Origin of the sequence: Variovorax pasteuri (assembly GCF_051216435.1) — a bacterium.
Classification (GTDB): domain Bacteria; phylum Pseudomonadota; class Gammaproteobacteria; order Burkholderiales; family Burkholderiaceae_C; genus Variovorax.
The window spans coordinates 1,041,565-1,056,050 of sequence record NZ_JBPJZS010000002.1 but is presented as its reverse complement, the minus strand read 5'-3'; the positions used below and the strand labels follow the sequence as shown (position 1 = coordinate 1,056,050).

The 14,486-nt window shown below is 66.4% G+C and carries 15 protein-coding genes and 3 tRNA genes; 11 read left to right on the top strand and 7 right to left on the bottom strand.

The features are described 5' to 3' along the window. Positions 1-57: 57 nt before the first annotated feature. From argG to ACSFBM_RS12005, 4 genes are all read right to left on the bottom strand, one after another. A complete protein-coding gene (gene argG / locus ACSFBM_RS12020) occupies positions 58-1,398 on the bottom strand; it encodes an argininosuccinate synthase (protein ID WP_435436319.1) in 1,341 nt (446 codons plus the stop codon). Positions 1,399-1,563: 165 nt separating this feature from the next. Beyond that, complete coding sequence (gene ppnP, locus ACSFBM_RS12015) at positions 1,564-1,890, bottom strand: pyrimidine/purine nucleoside phosphorylase (RefSeq protein WP_435436320.1); 327 nt, start codon at positions 1,888-1,890, stop codon at positions 1,564-1,566. A gap of 125 nt (positions 1,891-2,015) precedes the next feature. Beyond that, positions 2,016-2,603: a hypothetical protein gene (locus tag ACSFBM_RS12010; RefSeq protein WP_435436321.1), complete on the bottom strand. Its 588-nt coding sequence runs from the start codon at positions 2,601-2,603 to the stop codon at positions 2,016-2,018. Between the two features lie 58 nt (positions 2,604-2,661). Further along, complete coding sequence (locus ACSFBM_RS12005; RefSeq protein WP_435484541.1) at positions 2,662-3,015, bottom strand: ArsC family reductase; 354 nt, start codon at positions 3,013-3,015, stop codon at positions 2,662-2,664. A 36-nt stretch (positions 3,016-3,051) separates the two neighbouring features. Here ACSFBM_RS12005 and folC point away from each other — a divergent pair, with 36 nt between their 5' ends. From folC to ACSFBM_RS11955, 10 genes are all read left to right on the top strand, one after another. Next, a complete protein-coding gene (folC, locus tag ACSFBM_RS12000; RefSeq protein WP_435484540.1) occupies positions 3,052-4,359 on the top strand; it encodes a bifunctional tetrahydrofolate synthase/dihydrofolate synthase in 1,308 nt (435 codons plus the stop codon). A gap of 73 nt (positions 4,360-4,432) precedes the next feature. Further along, positions 4,433-5,299, top strand: a complete 867-nt coding sequence (locus tag ACSFBM_RS11995; protein ID WP_435484539.1) for an SPOR domain-containing protein — start codon at positions 4,433-4,435, stop codon at positions 5,297-5,299. 22 nt (positions 5,300-5,321) lie between these two features. Further along, entirely contained in the window at positions 5,322-5,807 is a 486-nt protein-coding gene (locus tag ACSFBM_RS11990) for a CvpA family protein (protein ID WP_435484538.1), read from the top strand. 12 nt (positions 5,808-5,819) lie between these two features. Then, complete coding sequence (gene purF, locus ACSFBM_RS11985) at positions 5,820-7,322, top strand: amidophosphoribosyltransferase (RefSeq protein WP_435484537.1); 1,503 nt, start codon at positions 5,820-5,822, stop codon at positions 7,320-7,322. Between the two features lie 8 nt (positions 7,323-7,330). Then, entirely contained in the window at positions 7,331-8,560 is a 1,230-nt protein-coding gene (locus ACSFBM_RS11980; RefSeq protein ID WP_435484536.1) for an O-succinylhomoserine sulfhydrylase, read from the top strand. 9 nt (positions 8,561-8,569) lie between these two features. Then, positions 8,570-9,958: a glutamate--tRNA ligase gene (gene gltX, locus ACSFBM_RS11975; RefSeq protein ID WP_435484535.1), complete on the top strand. Its 1,389-nt coding sequence runs from the start codon at positions 8,570-8,572 to the stop codon at positions 9,956-9,958. Positions 9,959-9,992: 34 nt separating this feature from the next. Further along, a tRNA-Ala gene (locus ACSFBM_RS11970) sits at positions 9,993-10,068 on the top strand. A gap of 55 nt (positions 10,069-10,123) precedes the next feature. Next, positions 10,124-10,199: transfer RNA gene (locus ACSFBM_RS11965), tRNA-Glu, on the top strand. Between the two features lie 70 nt (positions 10,200-10,269). Further along, positions 10,270-10,346: transfer RNA gene (locus ACSFBM_RS11960), tRNA-Asp, on the top strand. Between the two features lie 435 nt (positions 10,347-10,781). Next, the gene (locus ACSFBM_RS11955; RefSeq protein WP_435484534.1) at positions 10,782-11,213 is read left to right on the top strand and encodes an HU family DNA-binding protein; all 432 of its coding nucleotides are present in this window, start codon (positions 10,782-10,784) and stop codon (positions 11,211-11,213) included. 98 nt (positions 11,214-11,311) lie between these two features. Here ACSFBM_RS11955 and ACSFBM_RS11950 read toward each other — a convergent pair whose 3' ends face one another. The 3 genes from ACSFBM_RS11950 to ACSFBM_RS11940 form a co-directional block, all read right to left on the bottom strand. Next, positions 11,312-11,521, bottom strand: coding sequence for a hypothetical protein (locus tag ACSFBM_RS11950; RefSeq protein ID WP_435484533.1), 210 nt, complete (start codon positions 11,519-11,521; stop codon positions 11,312-11,314). A 161-nt stretch (positions 11,522-11,682) separates the two neighbouring features. Then, positions 11,683-12,351: a DUF418 domain-containing protein gene (locus tag ACSFBM_RS11945; protein WP_435484532.1), complete on the bottom strand. Its 669-nt coding sequence runs from the start codon at positions 12,349-12,351 to the stop codon at positions 11,683-11,685. A 130-nt stretch (positions 12,352-12,481) separates the two neighbouring features. Continuing rightward, entirely contained in the window at positions 12,482-13,498 is a 1,017-nt protein-coding gene (locus ACSFBM_RS11940) for an AraC family transcriptional regulator (protein WP_435484531.1), read from the bottom strand. Positions 13,499-13,694: 196 nt separating this feature from the next. On the opposite strand from ACSFBM_RS11940, the gene ACSFBM_RS11935 reads away from it, so the two are divergent. Beyond that, complete coding sequence (locus ACSFBM_RS11935) at positions 13,695-14,486, top strand: SDR family oxidoreductase (RefSeq protein ID WP_435484530.1); 792 nt, start codon at positions 13,695-13,697, stop codon at positions 14,484-14,486.

Genomic DNA, 14,486 nt, shown 5'->3' with positions numbered 1-14,486 from the left:
CAAAGAAAAACGGGCCCCGCGGGGCCCGTTGTCTTTGATGCTGAAATCAGCGCGCGATCAGCTGTCCTGGCCGTCGTTGGTCAGCTTCGGCAGCGACGCGCCTTCGCTCGACGTCAGCAAGCCGACGCGGGTGTAGATCGCCAGCTTTTCGCGCGTGTCGACGATGTCGAGGTTGCGCATGGTGAGCTGGCCGATGCGGTCCAGCGGCGTGAACGCGCCTTCGACCTTTTCCATGCTCAGGCGCTCGGGCTTGTACGTGAGGTTGGCCGACTCGGTGTTCATGATCGAGTAGTCGTTGCCGCGGCGCAGCTCGACCGTCACTTCGCCGGTGATGGCGCGCGCCACCCAGCGTTGCGCCGTCTCGCGCAGCATGATGGCCTGCGGGTCGAACCAGCGGCCCTGGTACAGCAGGCGGCCCAGCCGGCGGCCGTTGTCGCGGTACTGCTCGATGGTGTCTTCGTTGTGGATGCCGGTGACCAGTCGCTCGTAGGCGATGAACAGCAGCGCCAGGCCCGGGGCCTCGTAGATGCCGCGGCTCTTGGCCTCGATGATGCGGTTCTCGATCTGGTCGCTCATGCCCAGGCCGTGGCGGCCGCCGATGCGGTTGGCTTCCAGGATCAGCTCGACCAGGTTCGAATAGCGCACGCCGTTCAGCGCAACGGGCACGCCTTCTTCGAAGCGCACCGACACCGTTTCGCGCTTGACCTCGACCTCGTCCTTCCAGAAGGCCACGCCCATGATGGGCTGCACGATCTGGATGCCGCTGTTCAGGTGCTCGAGGTCCTTGGCCTCGTGGGTGGCGCCGAGCATGTTCGAGTCGGTCGAATAGGCCTTCTCGGACGACATCTTGTAGGCGAAGCCGGCCTTCTGCATGAATTCGGACATCTCGGTGCGGCCGCCGAGCTCGTCGATGAAGACCTGGTCGAGCCAGGGCTTGTAGATCTTCAGGTTGGGGTTGGTCAGCAGGCCGTAGCGGTAGAAGCGCTCGATGTCGTTGCCCTTGTAGGTGCTGCCGTCGCCCCAGATGTGGACGTCGTCTTCCTTCATGGCCGACACCAGCATGGTGCCCGTCACCGCGCGGCCCAGCGGCGTGGTGTTGAAGTAGGTCACGCCGGCGGTGGTCACGTGGAAGGCGCCGGCCTGCAGTGCGGCGATGCCTTCGTTGGCCAGCTGCACGCGGCAGTCGATCAGGCGGGCGTTCTCGGCGCCATAGAGCATCGCCTTGCGCGGGATCTCGTCGTAGTCGGGCTCGTCGGGCTGGCCGAGGTTGGCGGTGTAGGCGTAGGGAATGGCGCCCTTGTTGCGCATCCAGTGGAGCGCCGCGCTGGTGTCCAGGCCGCCCGAGAAGGCGATGCCGACCTTCTGGCCGGCGGGAACGTTTTGGAGGATGGTCGACATGATGGGAGTTCCGTTGGTGGTGGCGCGGTTCAATGGTTCATGACATTCGTGGCACGACTCTCGCTCCGTGCCGTGGATACCGTGGAACCGGCTTCGCCGGGCCACTGGTATCGCCCCCTGCAAGGGGGGTGGAGAAGCGACACGAAGTGCGCGAAGCCTGGGGGTTTACCCAAAATGGCAGATGTAGCTGTAGGGCTCGCCGCTCACGCGGATCTGGAAGCTCGAGTTGCCGGGAATGCTGAATTTCTGGCCGGGGCCCGAGGCGACCCACTCGGTGGTGCCCGCAAGCTGGTATTCGCAGCTGCCGCCGGCGCATTCCATGATTTCAGGGGCGCCGGTGTTGAAGGTGAGGGTGGACGGCAGGATCACGCCGACCGATTTCTTGGTGCCGTCCGCCAGCGTGAGGTTGTGGCTCACGCACTTGCCGTCGAAGTACACATTGGCCTTGGTGGCCACGGTGGCGCTGTTGATTGTGTCGGTAGTCGTCGTCATTGGGTGGCGCCGGCGCCATGGCGGTCGGCGAATCGAGGACGCACCGCACCAGCGGCGCACCCGTCAAGGGTTGGAAAAGTCCTCGATTTTAGGGGCTGGGCCGGCCAGCGCGGCCGGCCGGCGGCTCAGCGGTGCCAGCCGCCGCGGTAGCCGCCGTACCCGCGATAGCCGCCACCCCAGCCGCGCGAGTAGCCCAGGTTCAGCGAAATGCCGACTGGCGGGTAGACGTAAGGGTAGCCGTAGGCATAGCCCGGATCGACGTAGACCGGGGCGGGTGCGTACACCGGCGCCGGCCGCACGTAGACGGGAGGAGGTCCGCCCGCGCCGACCACCACGCCGGGTTCGGGCACCACGTTGTCCCAGGGCGAGCCGCCGGACTGCTGCGGATAGCCGCCGTTGCTGGCCTCGACCGGGTAGGTCTGCACCTGCGCTTGCGGCGCCACCGCCGAGGTCGTCACGCCGTAACCGCTGGCCTGGATCGGGATGGTCGCGCCGGGCCGGCTGTTCATGCGGGTGGTGTATTGCTGCCCGTTGTACTCGTAGGTGACGTTGTAGCTGACGTCGCTGCCGGTGGTTTCACGGAGGGGGGTGGCCGAGATCACCCGCGCCTGGACGACCTGTCCCTGTGGCTGGGCATGCACGAGGCCGGTGCCCGCCGCGAGTGCGCCGGCCACGGAAAGGCCGGCGAGAGTGCGAAAAGCGAGTTTGTTCATGGTGTGTCTCTCCTGCGGATGGCGGTTGGAGGTGCTTCGACCGGGCGGGTTCCGGGGTTTACACGGCGTTGACAGCCCAGGCTTCGGCGTCGAATCCGGTGGTTACCGCTTTTTTCGGACCCCAGTCGACCACGGGGCGCTTGATCAGGCTGGGGTTGGCCAGCAGCACCGGGCGGGCGGACGCGGCGTCGACCACGGCCTGGCGGGCGGCTTCGTCCAGCTTGCGCCAGGTGGTGCCCTTGCGGTTGACCAGCGCCTCCCAGCCGGGCTTCTTCAGCCATTGGTCGAGCTGGGCCTCGGGCACGCCCTGTTTCTTGAAATCGTGGAAGGTGTAGGCGACGCCGTGTTCTTCGAGCCAGGTGCGGGCGCGCTTGACGGTGTCGCAGTTCGGGATGCCGTATAGGGTTGTCATGGACGCCATGATGCCGCGATCGTCGGGTCGGCGACAATGCCCGCCTCCATGGAAACCCTTAACGACTGGCTCGCTCGCGCCGAGCAACTGCACCCAAAGAACATCGAGCTCGGGCTCGAGCGCGCCAAAGAGATGGCGCAGCGCCTCGGCCTGCGCTTCGGCTGCCCCGTCATCACGGTGGCGGGCACCAACGGCAAGGGCTCGACCTGCGCCATGCTCGAATCGATCCTGACGCATGCGGGCTACCGTACGGCCGTGTTCACCTCGCCCCACCTGGTGCGCTTCGAGGAGCGGCTGCGGCTCAAGGGCGAAGCCGTCGATGCTGCCAAATTGATAGCAAGCTTCGAAGTGGTGGAGCAGGCGCGCGGCGAATTGAGCCTCACCTATTTCGAGTTCACGACGCTCGGCATCCTGCACTGCATGATCGAGGAAAAGCCCGACGTGGCGATCCTCGAAGTCGGCCTGGGCGGGCGGCTCGACGCCGTCAACATCATCGACGCCGACTGCGCGGTCATCACCAGCATCGACCTCGACCACATGGAGTACCTCGGGCCCGACCGCGAGAGCATCGGCTTCGAAAAGGCCGGCATCTTGCGCCCCGGCAAGCCCGCCATCGTGAGCGACCCGATGCCGCCGCAGAGCGTGATCGACCATGCGAACGCCATCGGCGCCGACCTGTGGCGCTTCGGCACGGACTTCAACGTGTCGGGCGACAAGCAGCAGTGGGGCTGGTCGGGGCGCGGGCGGCGCTACAGCGGGCTGGCCTATCCGGCGCTGCGCGGCGCCAACCAGCTCATCAATGCGGCGGGCGTGCTCGCGGCGCTCGAGGCGGTACGGCCCCAGTTGCCGATCACGGCGCAGGCCGTGCGCAGCGGGCTGGCCATGGTCGAGCTGCCGGGCCGCTTCCAGATCGTGCCGGGCGAACCCACGCTGGTGCTCGACGTGGCCCACAACGCGCACGCCGTGGCCGCACTGGCCGAAAACCTCGACGCGATGGGTTTCTACCCGACCACGCACGGCGTGTTCGGCGTCATGGCGGACAAGGACCTCGCGCCGATCCTGGCGCGCATCGGGCCGCTGATCGACCGCTGGTACTTCACCGACCTGCCCACGCCGCGCGCGGCCAAGGGCGCCGATCTGCTGGCCGCCTGGCAGGCGCAGAACACGCGCGCCGATGCCTCCGGCAGCGTGCATGCGGGCCCGATGGACGCGTTGCGCGCAGCCATCGAGCACGCAGACCCCGCTGATAGAATCGTCGTCTTCGGATCGTTCTTCACCGTCGGTGGCGTGCTCGAAAACGGCACCCCCCGCCTGCAAGCCAAACACCTGCTGCCGGGCGGCTGATCGCCGGGCTGTCCACACACCCATCCGGCACCATCGGGCACACCTCGCTGCACTCCTCCAGGGATCGAACTTCATGGCGTTTTTCAAGTTCCGCACGCGCGGCCCACAAGGCAACGAAGGACGCAGCGCACCGGCTGCCGTGCCGGCGGAAAGTGTCGAATCCATGCGTCGGCGTGCGCGCCACCGGCTGCTCGGCGCCGCGGTGCTGGTGCTGCTCGGCGTGATCGGTTTTCCGCTGCTGTTCGACACCCAGCCACGCCCCGTGTCGGTCGACATTCCCATCGAGATTCCCGACCGCAACAAGGTCAAGCCGCTGCCCGTGCCTGCCACGCCGGCGCCCGCGACGAGCACCGCCCCGGCCGCGCCCGACAACGCGTCGCGCGTGGCCTCGGCCGGCGGCATGATCACCGAGTCTGCCGACGGCACCGAGATCGATACCGGCAAGCCGGTCGCCAGCACGCCCGCTCCGGCCGCCCCGGTGGAACGCAAGCCCGATCCCAAGCCGGAACCGAAACCGGAACCGAAGCCCGAACACAAGCCTGAACCCAAACCCGAGCCCAAGCCCAAGCCGGAACCCAAGCCTGAGCCGAAGCCCGAGCCAAAGCCCAAGTCGGCTGCCACCGCAGACGACGGCGCGCGTGCCCGTGCGCTGCTCGAAGGCAAGCCCGCGACCGCTGCCGCCGCCGCACCCAAGGCCGGCGACGAAGCCGCCGGCCGCTTCGTGGTGCAGGTCGGCGCGTTCGCCGATGCGGACAAGGCGCGCGAAGTACGCCAGAAGCTCGAGCGGGCCGGCCTGAAGACCTATGTGCACGTGGCCAAGACGGCCGACGGCGAACGCACGCGTGTGCGTGTCGGCCCGTTCGCCTCGCGTGCCGAGGCCGACCGCGCCGCCGAGAAGGTCAAGGGCTTGTCTTTGGCGGCCGCGATCCTCACGTTGTAAGCCAGCGTCACCGCCTGTCGCCGTGGCCTTGCTCGACTGGATTGCCGTCGCACTCATCGGGGTGTCGATGCTCTTCGGCCTGATGCGCGGGCTGGTGTTCGAAGTGATTTCGCTGATCGGCTGGGTGGCCGCCTTCATCGCCGCCCAATGGCTGGCTTCCGGTGTGGCGGCATGGTTGCCGTTCGGCGATCCGCAGGCGGCGTGGCGCTATCCGCTGGCCTTCGTGCTGGTGTTCGTGGCCGTGGCGTTCGGCGTGGGCCTGGTGGCCGCGCTGACGCGAAAGCTGATCACGGTCGTGGGTCTGCGGCCGGTGGACCGGATTTTGGGAGCGGCGTTCGGCGCGGCGCGGGGTGCTGTGGCCCTGCTCGTGCTGGCCGTTGTTGTTCATTTGCTGGTGTTGAGCGACAGTGCCTGGTGGCACGAATCGCGCAGCGCCGTTGTTCTCGATGCGGCATTGCAGGGCCTGAAACCCGCGCTGCCTGAAAAGTTGGCAAGCTACCTGCCCTGAGAGGAATCGTTCATGTGTGGAATCGTCGGCGTTGTCAGCAACGCACCCGTCAACCAGTTGCTCTATGACGCACTGCTGCTGCTGCAGCATCGCGGCCAGGATGCGGCTGGCATCGTCACCTTGCTTGAGCGCAAGTTCTTCATGCACAAGGCCAAGGGCATGGTGCGCGACGTGTTCCGCACGCGCAACATGCGCGCCTTGCCGGGCAACGTGGGCCTGGGCCAGGTCCGCTACCCGACCGCCGGCAATGCGTACAGCGAGGAAGAGGCGCAGCCCTTCTACGTGAACGCGCCCTTCGGCATCGTGCTGGTGCACAACGGCAACCTGACCAACGCCCATGCGCTGCGTTCGGAGCTGTTCTCCACCGACCACCGCCACACCAACACCGAGAGCGACTCCGAAGTGCTGCTCAACGTGCTGGCGCACGAGCTGGAGCGCTCGTCGCGCGGCGTGCCGCTGCACCCGGCCGAGGTGTTTGCCGCGGTCAAGAACATGCACAAGCGCCTGCGCGGCTCGTACGCCGTGGTGTCGCTCATTGCCGGCCACGGCCTGCTCGCCTTCCGCGACCCGTACGGCATTCGCCCGCTGTGCATGGGCCGCAGCGCCGACGGCGCCGTCATGGTGGCCAGCGAATCGGTCGCGCTCGAAGGCTCCGGCCATGTGTTCGAGCGTGACATCGCGCCCGGCGAGGCGGTGTTCATCGACCTCGAGGGCAAGGTGCATTCGATGCAGTGCGCCGAATCGCCGTCGCTCAACCCTTGCATCTTCGAATTCGTGTACCTCGCGCGTCCGGACTCGGTGCTCGACGGCATCTCGGTCTACCAGGCGCGCCTGAACCTCGGCGAAACGCTGGCCAAACGCGTGGTGTCCACCGTGCCGCCGAACCAGATCGACGTGATCATTCCTATCCCCGAATCGAGCCGCCCGAGCGCCACCCAGCTCGCGCACCTGCTGGGCGTGCCGTACCGCGAAGGCTTCGTGAAGAACCGCTACGTGGGCCGCACCTTCATCATGCCGGGGCAGGGCGTGCGCAAGAAGTCGGTGCGCCAGAAGCTCAACGTGATCGCCAGCGAATTCAAGGGCCGCAACGTGCTCCTGGTCGACGACTCGATCGTGCGCGGCACCACCAGCCAGGAGATCGTTCAGATGGCGCGCGACGCCGGTGCCCGCAAGGTGTACCTCGCCAGCGCCGCGCCGCCGGTGCGCTACCCCAACGTCTACGGCATCGACATGCCGACCAAGGGTGAACTGGTGGCGCACGACCGCACCATCGAAGAGATCCGCCAGCTGATCGGCTGCGACGCGCTGATCTACCAGGACGTCGACGCCATGAAGCGCGCCATCGGCTCGCTCAACTCCAAGCTCGACGGCTTCGACGCCTCGTGCTTCGACGGCGTGTACGTGACCGGCGACATCGACACCGAAGCCATCTCGCGCATGAACGGCAACCGTCCCCGCATCGAAGAGACCGAAGAAGACTCTTCGCGCCTCGCACTGCCCAACTTCAGCGAGTGAGTGTCGAAGTGACCGACGAACGAACCCTGCCGCCCGGCCTGCACCGCGACACGCTCGCGCTGCGCAGCGGGCTGGCGCCGAGCCAGTACGGCGAACATTCCGAAGCGCTGTTCCTCACGAGCGGCTTTGTGCAGCCCGACGCCGAAACCTCGGCGCGCCGCTTTGCGGGCACCGAGGCGGGCTTCACCTACTCGCGCACCTCCAACCCCACGGTGACGAGCTTCGAGCAACGCCTGGCGGCGCTCGAAGGCACCGAGGCCGCCATCGGCGCCTCGACCGGCATGGGCGCCATCCTCATGATGTGCATGGGCCTGCTGAAGGCCGGCGACCACGTGATCTGCTCGCGCTCGGTGTTCGGCTCCACGCTGAACCTGTTCGGCAAGGAGTTCGCCAAGTTCGGCGTGGAGACCACTTTCGTGTCGCAGACCGACGTGGGCGAATGGCGCGCCGCGATGAAGCCCAACACCAGGCTGCTGTTCGCCGAAACGCCGACCAATCCGCTCACCGAGGTGTGCGACATCCGGGCGCTGGCCGACCTGGCGCATGGTGCGGGCGCGCTGCTGGCGGTGGACAACTGCTTCTGCACGCCGATCCTGCAGCGACCCACCGAACTGGGCGCCGACCTCGTCATTCATTCGGGCACCAAGTACCTCGACGGCCAGGGCCGCGTGATGGCCGGCGCGATCTGCGGGCCGTCCAAGCTCATCGTCGACGTGTTCGGCCCTGTGGTGCGCACCGCCGGCATGGCGCTGTCGCCGTTCAATGCGTGGGTCGTGCTCAAGGGCATGGAAACGCTCGGCATCCGCATGCAGGCGCAGTGCGCGAATGCGCTGACCGTGGCGCAGTGGCTCGAGAAGCAGCCCGGCATCGCGCGCGTCTATTACCCGGGTCTCGCGTCGCATGGGCAGCACGAACTGGCGATGCGCCAGCAGTCGGGGCAGGGCGGGGCGGTGGTGTCGTTCGACCTGGTCGGTGACACGCCCGAAGCCGCACGCGCCAACGCCTTCCACGTGATCAACAGCACGCGCGTGGTCAGCATCGCCACCAACCTGGGCGACACCAAGTCCATCATCACGCACCCCGGCACGACGTCGCACGGCCGCCTCACTGAAGCGCAGCGCCAGGCGGCCGGCATCAGCCAGGGGTTGATCCGCCTCGCGGTCGGCCTCGAGTACATCGACGACATCACGGCCGACCTCTCAAGAGGTCTTCGTGGCCTGAGCACACTGAATACCTGAATCGATTTCATGACCGGCAAAGTTCGCACCCGCATCGCACCGTCTCCCACCGGCTTCCTTCACCTGGGCACGGCCCGCACCGCGCTTTATTCGTGGGCCTATGCACGCCACCACGGCGGCGAGTTCGTGCTGCGCATCGAAGACACCGACGTGGCCCGCTCCACGCAGGACTCGACCGACCAGATCCTGGCGTCGATGCACTGGCTCGGCCTGGACTACGACGAAGGCCCGATCTACCAGATGCAGCGCCTGGAGCGCTACCGCGAAGTCATCGCCCAGATGCTCGCCGCAGGCACGGCCTACCACTGCTACTGCACGCCCGCAGAGCTCGACGCCATGCGCGAAGCGCAACGCGAGCGCGGCGAGAAGACGCTGTACGACCGCCGCTGGCGTCCCGAGCCGGGCAAGGTGCTGCCACCCGTGCCTGAAGGCGTGCCGCCGGTGGTGCGCTTCTGCAATCCGCCCGAAGGCGACGTGACGTGGAACGACCTCGTCAAGGGCGAGATCACCATCAACAACCGCGAGATCGACGACCTGATCATCCTGCGGCCCGACGGTGTGCCGACGTACAACTTTGCCGTGGTGGTCGACGACTGGGACATGAACATCACGCACGTGTTCCGCGGCGACGAGCACATCAACAACACGCCCTGGCAGATCAACATCTTCCGCGCGCTCGGTGCGCCGTTGCCCGAGTTCGGCCATGTGCCGGTGATTCTTGGCGACGACGGACAAAAGCTGTCCAAGCGCCGCGGCGCTGTGAGCGTCACTGCCTACGAAGAGAACGGCTACCTGCCCGAAGCGATGCTGAACTACCTCGCGCGCCTTGGCTGGAGCCATGGCGACGACGAGCTCTTCACACGCGATCAGATGGTGAGCTGGTTCGACGGCACGCATCTCTCGAAGAGCCCTGCGCAGTGGGATGCGGCAAAGCTGGCGTGGGTCAATGCGCAGTACATCAAGGCGAAGAACGGCGATGAACTCGCGCCGCTGGTTGCGGCGCAGTTGCAAAAGCGCGGCATCGTGGCCGATGAGCGCTTGCCTGCGATCTGCACGCTTTTCAAGGATCGTTGCGACACGACCGTGGCTCTCGCGGACTGGGCGGCTGCGTTTTACGCTGACGTCACGGTGTCCGAAGCCGACCGCGCACAGCACATCACCGAGGCCGTTAAGCCCGCGATTGCAACATTGGCAGAAAAATTGATGACGGCGACCTGGGATAAGGCCTCAATCGCAGTTATGATCAAGGAAGTGCTCGCAGCGCACAGCATGAAAATGCCGATGCTTGCGATGCCAGTACGTTTGCTTGTGATGGGAACATCGCAGACACCGTCCCTCGATGCAGTCCTCGAGATTTTTTCGAAAGAAAAAGTTATCGAAAGATTGAAAAAGGCCTGATAAACGGGCTATAATTTGAGGCTCGACACCCACAGGGGGTATAGCTCAGCTGGGAGAGCGCTTGCATGGCATGCAAGAGGTCATCGGTTCGATCCCGTTTACCTCCACCATAAAGTGTCGAGAGAAGAAGATAAGTGCTGATCTCAGCACGGTTCCTAAGGTTTTGACCCTATCGTCTAGAGGCCTAGGACACCACCCTTTCACGGTGGCTACCGGGGTTCGAATCCCCGTAGGGTCGCCAGTTTCACGCAAGTGACTCAGGCACAAGTGGCAACACTTGGCTCGGTAAAACGAGTGAAAGTTGTCTACCAGGAGTGGTAGTTCAGTTGGTTAGAATACCGGCCTGTCACGCCGGGGGTCGCGGGTTCGAGTCCCGTCCACTCCGCCAGTTCCGACAAGGGTTAGCAGATTCGTCTGCTAACCCTTTTGTCTTTTCGGAATCGGCTGTTGGCTGTCGCGACGATCGGCCACGCATCCCCCATATTTTCCTTTGTCCGCCATGCCTGCAGGGAGCCGATTAGCGTGGCCGTCTGTTGGATGAGGCGAGCGCGGTCCACGATTCGCTTGCCTACTTTGGTCGACGCCTTAACTCGATGCTGATGGCGATGACCTTGCAGCACTGACGAGGAGGCGACACGAGCGCAAAGGACCGTGCATGCAGAGGAGCTTTCCCTCCTTGCCAGGTGTCCACAACGCTCACGAAACCCCTGTTCAATGCCTCATCGATACCATTTTAAGTGGCCGCGTTACATAGGCCTTCTCGCAGTCGAATAAACTCCGCCCCGCTTGCAGCTTGTATTCGTGCTGCGCCGCCATAGGCAACATGGCGAAATTAAACCTATTAGGAACTCAGTTGAACCGCATCGAACTCGTCGAAAAAATCGCAACCGCCCACAACGTCAGCAAGGCAGAAGCCGCGCGCATCCTCGAGACCATCACCGGCTCGATCGTTGCCGCAGTGAAGAAGGGCGACCCCGTGCAGATCGTCGGCTTCGGCACCTTCAAGCAAGTCGCTCGTGCCGCACGCTCGGGTTTCAACCCCAGCGCCGGTACCAAGATCAAGATCGCCGCGCAGAAGGTGCCGAAGTTCGTGCCGGGCGCCGCCTTCAAGGCCGCCGTCGACCCGAAGGCTGCCAAGCGCAAGGCTGACAAGGCCGTCGTCGCGAAGCCGGCCGCCAAGTCCGCAGCCAAGAAGGCCGTGCCTGCCAAGAAGGCAGCAGCGCCCGCCAAGAAGGCCGCTGCCAAGAAGAAGTAAGCGATGCGCCGCGGCCTCAGCGGCCGTGCATGCACCCAATAAAAACGGCCCTTTCGGGCCGTTTTTTCACGGGCGCAGCGCGTGCGCAATGCGCGGCGTCAATCGGGCTTGATGACGCCCTCGCCCAGGTAGCGCTGGTATTCGGACAAGGGGATGGCCGTCGTCTGGATGTTGCCGGCGTCGCCCCAGCTCAACACGGCGCTGTCAGGTGCAAGTTGCACCTCGATAGGGCCTTGAGGAATGAGGATCAGGGGGCCGTCGCCGGCTCTGTATTCGACATCTCCGGTGACTTTCGCATTGGCTGCCATGGGTGCGCTCCTCGGGTTCGGGTTGCGGGGTTACTGAATGGGTTGTAGCTCAGCTTACGCTCGGGGCCGGCGCGTGGGGTCATCGGGCTGCGGCGGCGCGTGTAGGCCATGGCCCGATTGCGCGGCGGGCGCGGCCGTTTTCGTGTGCGGATGCCCGGGTGTCAGGAACCCCGAAAGGCCCTGAGCCACTGCACCGGCCGCTGCCGGGCCAGGATCAGGCGTTGCCATGCCCCCTCGAGCGGGCCCTGTCGAAAGCGCGCCATCCACCAGCAACTCGCCATCGCCTGCAGCGCGAAGACACCTGCGCCGAGCATGGCAGCACCCGCGAAGCTTCCCACGTCGAGGCCCAGCCGGGGGACGATCACCAGCCCGATCAGCGCCAGCGCAAGGCAGTGGGTGAACGCCATGCGGCCCATCGGCGCGAGCTTGCGCAACTGGCGCCGCCATGCGGTGCGCTGGAACAGCAGCACGAACGCGGCGATGCAGAACAGCCCCTGGGCCAGCGATGCGGCCTGCAGCAGCAGGCGGTCTGCCAAGGTGCTGGCGCCGGCATGGCGAAGAACGAGCAGCACAGTCACGACGAAGCTCACGGCCAGCAACCCGCGCCAGAAGCGCCGGTGCGCCACCGATTCCCGCAACACGCCCACCCGGCCCACGCCGAAGAGCACGACAAGCAGCAGCACCGATTTCGCGTCGAACAGCGGGATGCGGTGCAGCGCGAGCATCGACGCGCCCAGCAGCGCGAAGCCGCGCAGCGCGTCGAGGAGTTCAATGCGGCGCAGGCCGCCGGACGTCGAATGACGTGGCGTGTGGGCAGGGGTGAAGGTCATGGGAGTCCGCAAAGTCGGGCTGGCAACCCTGTGGCGAGCTGCCATGCGAAGCAGCCCGCGCCAGACGCGCGATGCTACGAACCGGCATTGCGCCAACATTGCGTGGCGAGCGCTCGCCCCGCGCGGCGGGTCAGTGGCCCGGAGCCAGCCGCTCGCGCGTCTCCGAAGGCCGTTCGCCGAAGCGTGCGCGGTATTGCGCCGCGAAGTGCCCCAGGTGCAGAAAGCCGTATTTCTGCGCCACTTCGCGCACGCCCGTGCCAGGCACGCGCGCCGAGGCCTTCAGTTCTTCGCGCACGCGGTCGAGCCGCAGTTCGCGCAGGAACTCCATCGGCCCCTGGCCCGCGTGCTGGCGAAACGCGAGTTGCAGCGCGCGCGCACTGCACCCGACCTCGCCGCAGACGTCGGCCAGCGACAGCGGCTGCTCGGCATGCGCCGCCATGTACTCCTGCGCCTTGCGCACCACGCGCGGCAGCAGCTGGCGCTGCGTGTCGCCCGCCAGCGCACGCGAATGGTTGTGGCCCGCCGACATCAGCAGGCTCGACATGAGGTACTCCTCGGCATGCTCGGCGAGGCGGCCGCCGGCGTGCAGCGCATTGCCGGCGTCGAGCGTGAGCCGCAGGTAGTCGATGAAATGCACCAGCGGTGCGAGCGCGGGGTTGTCGAGCGGCACGCCCAGCTCGAACACCAGCGCCTGCTTCACCGGCGCCTGCAGCAGCGACTCGAGCCGCGAGAGCAGCGCCGCGCGTGCGAGCCGCACGATGAGGTGCGGGCTGTCGTCGGCCCAGCGCATCGACAGCGGCTCGGTGGGCGAGGGCAGCGAGGCCAGGCTGGGCGTGGCGTCGATCTGCTGGCCCCCGCAGCGGATGCTGGCGCCGCCGCGCAACGGAATCTGCAACAGGAAGAAGTCCTGCAGGTAGCCCGGGTCGATCTGCACGCCGGGGCCGTACTGCACGTAGTTGAGGCTCACGTCGCGGTGCAGCTGCGCACTGTGGTGGCAGGCGTCGAGTTCGGTGCGGGGCTGCAGCATGGTCAGGCCGTGCGGGCAAAACACCCGCGCCACGCTCTCGCGCGCCTCGTCCATGTCGTGGCTCTCGAACAGGCGATAGCGCTGCAGTGGCAGCCCTGGGGTGGTGACGGCAGTTTCCATGGACGACTGGGGGTTGGGGTCACCGTAGCAAAAACCATCCCTGCCCACAATTCGGATCGCCCCTCGGCAAAAACCTGCGCGCCAGGGACATCGCCTGCGCTTGCGGGATGCGACAGCCGCCCCTGCGCGCCTAACGTACGTCCCACAGGCCGCCCCGGCCTGCAGCCACTGTTCACTACCCAGGAGAGCCAAGCTCATGTTCAAGGGACTCGAAGGCAGGAGCGCCATCGTCACGGGCGGCGCCACATTGATAGGCACCGGCGTGGTGCGGGCCTTGCACGCGGCCGGCGTGAAGGTCGTCGTTGCCGACATCGACGAAGCCAACGGACAGGCGTTGGCGGATGCCCTTGGCGCCGGCGTGCGCTTCGTGCGCACCGACATCACCGACGACGCGCAGGTCGAGGCCTGCGTGGCGCAGGCGGTGCAGCACCATGGCGGCGTGCACTTTCTGGTGAACCTCGCCTGCTCGTACGTGGACGACGGCTTCAAGTCGCCGCGCGCCGACTGGCTCACCTCGTTCAACGTGAACGTCGCGAGCGCCGTGGCCATGCTGCAGGCGGTGCATCCGCACATGGTGGCCGCGGGCGGCGGTGCGGTGGTCAATTTCACGAGCATCTCGTCGCGCGTGGCGCAGACGGGGCGCTGGCTCTACCCGGTCAGCAAGGCCGCCATGGCGCAGCTCACGCGCAACATGGCGATGGACCTGGCGGCCGACCGCATCCGCGTGAACAGCGTGTCGCCGGGCTGGACCTGGTCCGCCGTGATGGACAAGTTGAGCGGTGGCGACCGCGCCAAGACCGACCGCGTGGCCGCGCCTTTCCACCTGCTGGGGCGCGTCGGCGACCCCGACGAGGTGGCGCAGGTGGTGCTGTTCCTGTGCTCGGACCACGCGAGCTTCGTGACCGGCGCGGACTACGCGGTGGACGGCGGCTACTCCGCCATGGGCCCCGAGCAGGCCGTACCGGCCATTCCCCAATTGATGGACTGA

Coding starts and splice junctions, on each gene's coding strand:
- ACSFBM_RS11945 (WP_435484532.1), bottom strand. CDS start 12,351: ATGACCTTCACCCCTGCCCACACGCCACGTCATTCGACGTCCGGCGGC.
- ACSFBM_RS12005 (WP_435484541.1), bottom strand. CDS start 3,015: ATGACAACCCTATACGGCATCCCGAACTGCGACACCGTCAAGCGCGCC.
- argG (WP_435436319.1), bottom strand. CDS start 1,398: ATGTCGACCATCCTCCAAAACGTTCCCGCCGGCCAGAAGGTCGGCATC.
- ACSFBM_RS11955 (WP_435484534.1), top strand. CDS start 10,782: ATGGCGAAATTAAACCTATTAGGAACTCAGTTGAACCGCATCGAACTC.
- ACSFBM_RS11950 (WP_435484533.1), bottom strand. CDS start 11,521: ATGGCAGCCAATGCGAAAGTCACCGGAGATGTCGAATACAGAGCCGGC.
- ACSFBM_RS11995 (WP_435484539.1), top strand. CDS start 4,433: ATGGCGTTTTTCAAGTTCCGCACGCGCGGCCCACAAGGCAACGAAGGA.
- ppnP (WP_435436320.1), bottom strand. CDS start 1,890: ATGACGACGACTACCGACACAATCAACAGCGCCACCGTGGCCACCAAG.
- ACSFBM_RS11935 (WP_435484530.1), top strand. CDS start 13,695: ATGTTCAAGGGACTCGAAGGCAGGAGCGCCATCGTCACGGGCGGCGCC.
- folC (WP_435484540.1), top strand. CDS start 3,052: ATGCCCGCCTCCATGGAAACCCTTAACGACTGGCTCGCTCGCGCCGAG.
- ACSFBM_RS12010 (WP_435436321.1), bottom strand. CDS start 2,603: ATGAACAAACTCGCTTTTCGCACTCTCGCCGGCCTTTCCGTGGCCGGC.
- gltX (WP_435484535.1), top strand. CDS start 8,570: ATGACCGGCAAAGTTCGCACCCGCATCGCACCGTCTCCCACCGGCTTC.
- ACSFBM_RS11940 (WP_435484531.1), bottom strand. CDS start 13,498: ATGGAAACTGCCGTCACCACCCCAGGGCTGCCACTGCAGCGCTATCGC.
- purF (WP_435484537.1), top strand. CDS start 5,820: ATGTGTGGAATCGTCGGCGTTGTCAGCAACGCACCCGTCAACCAGTTG.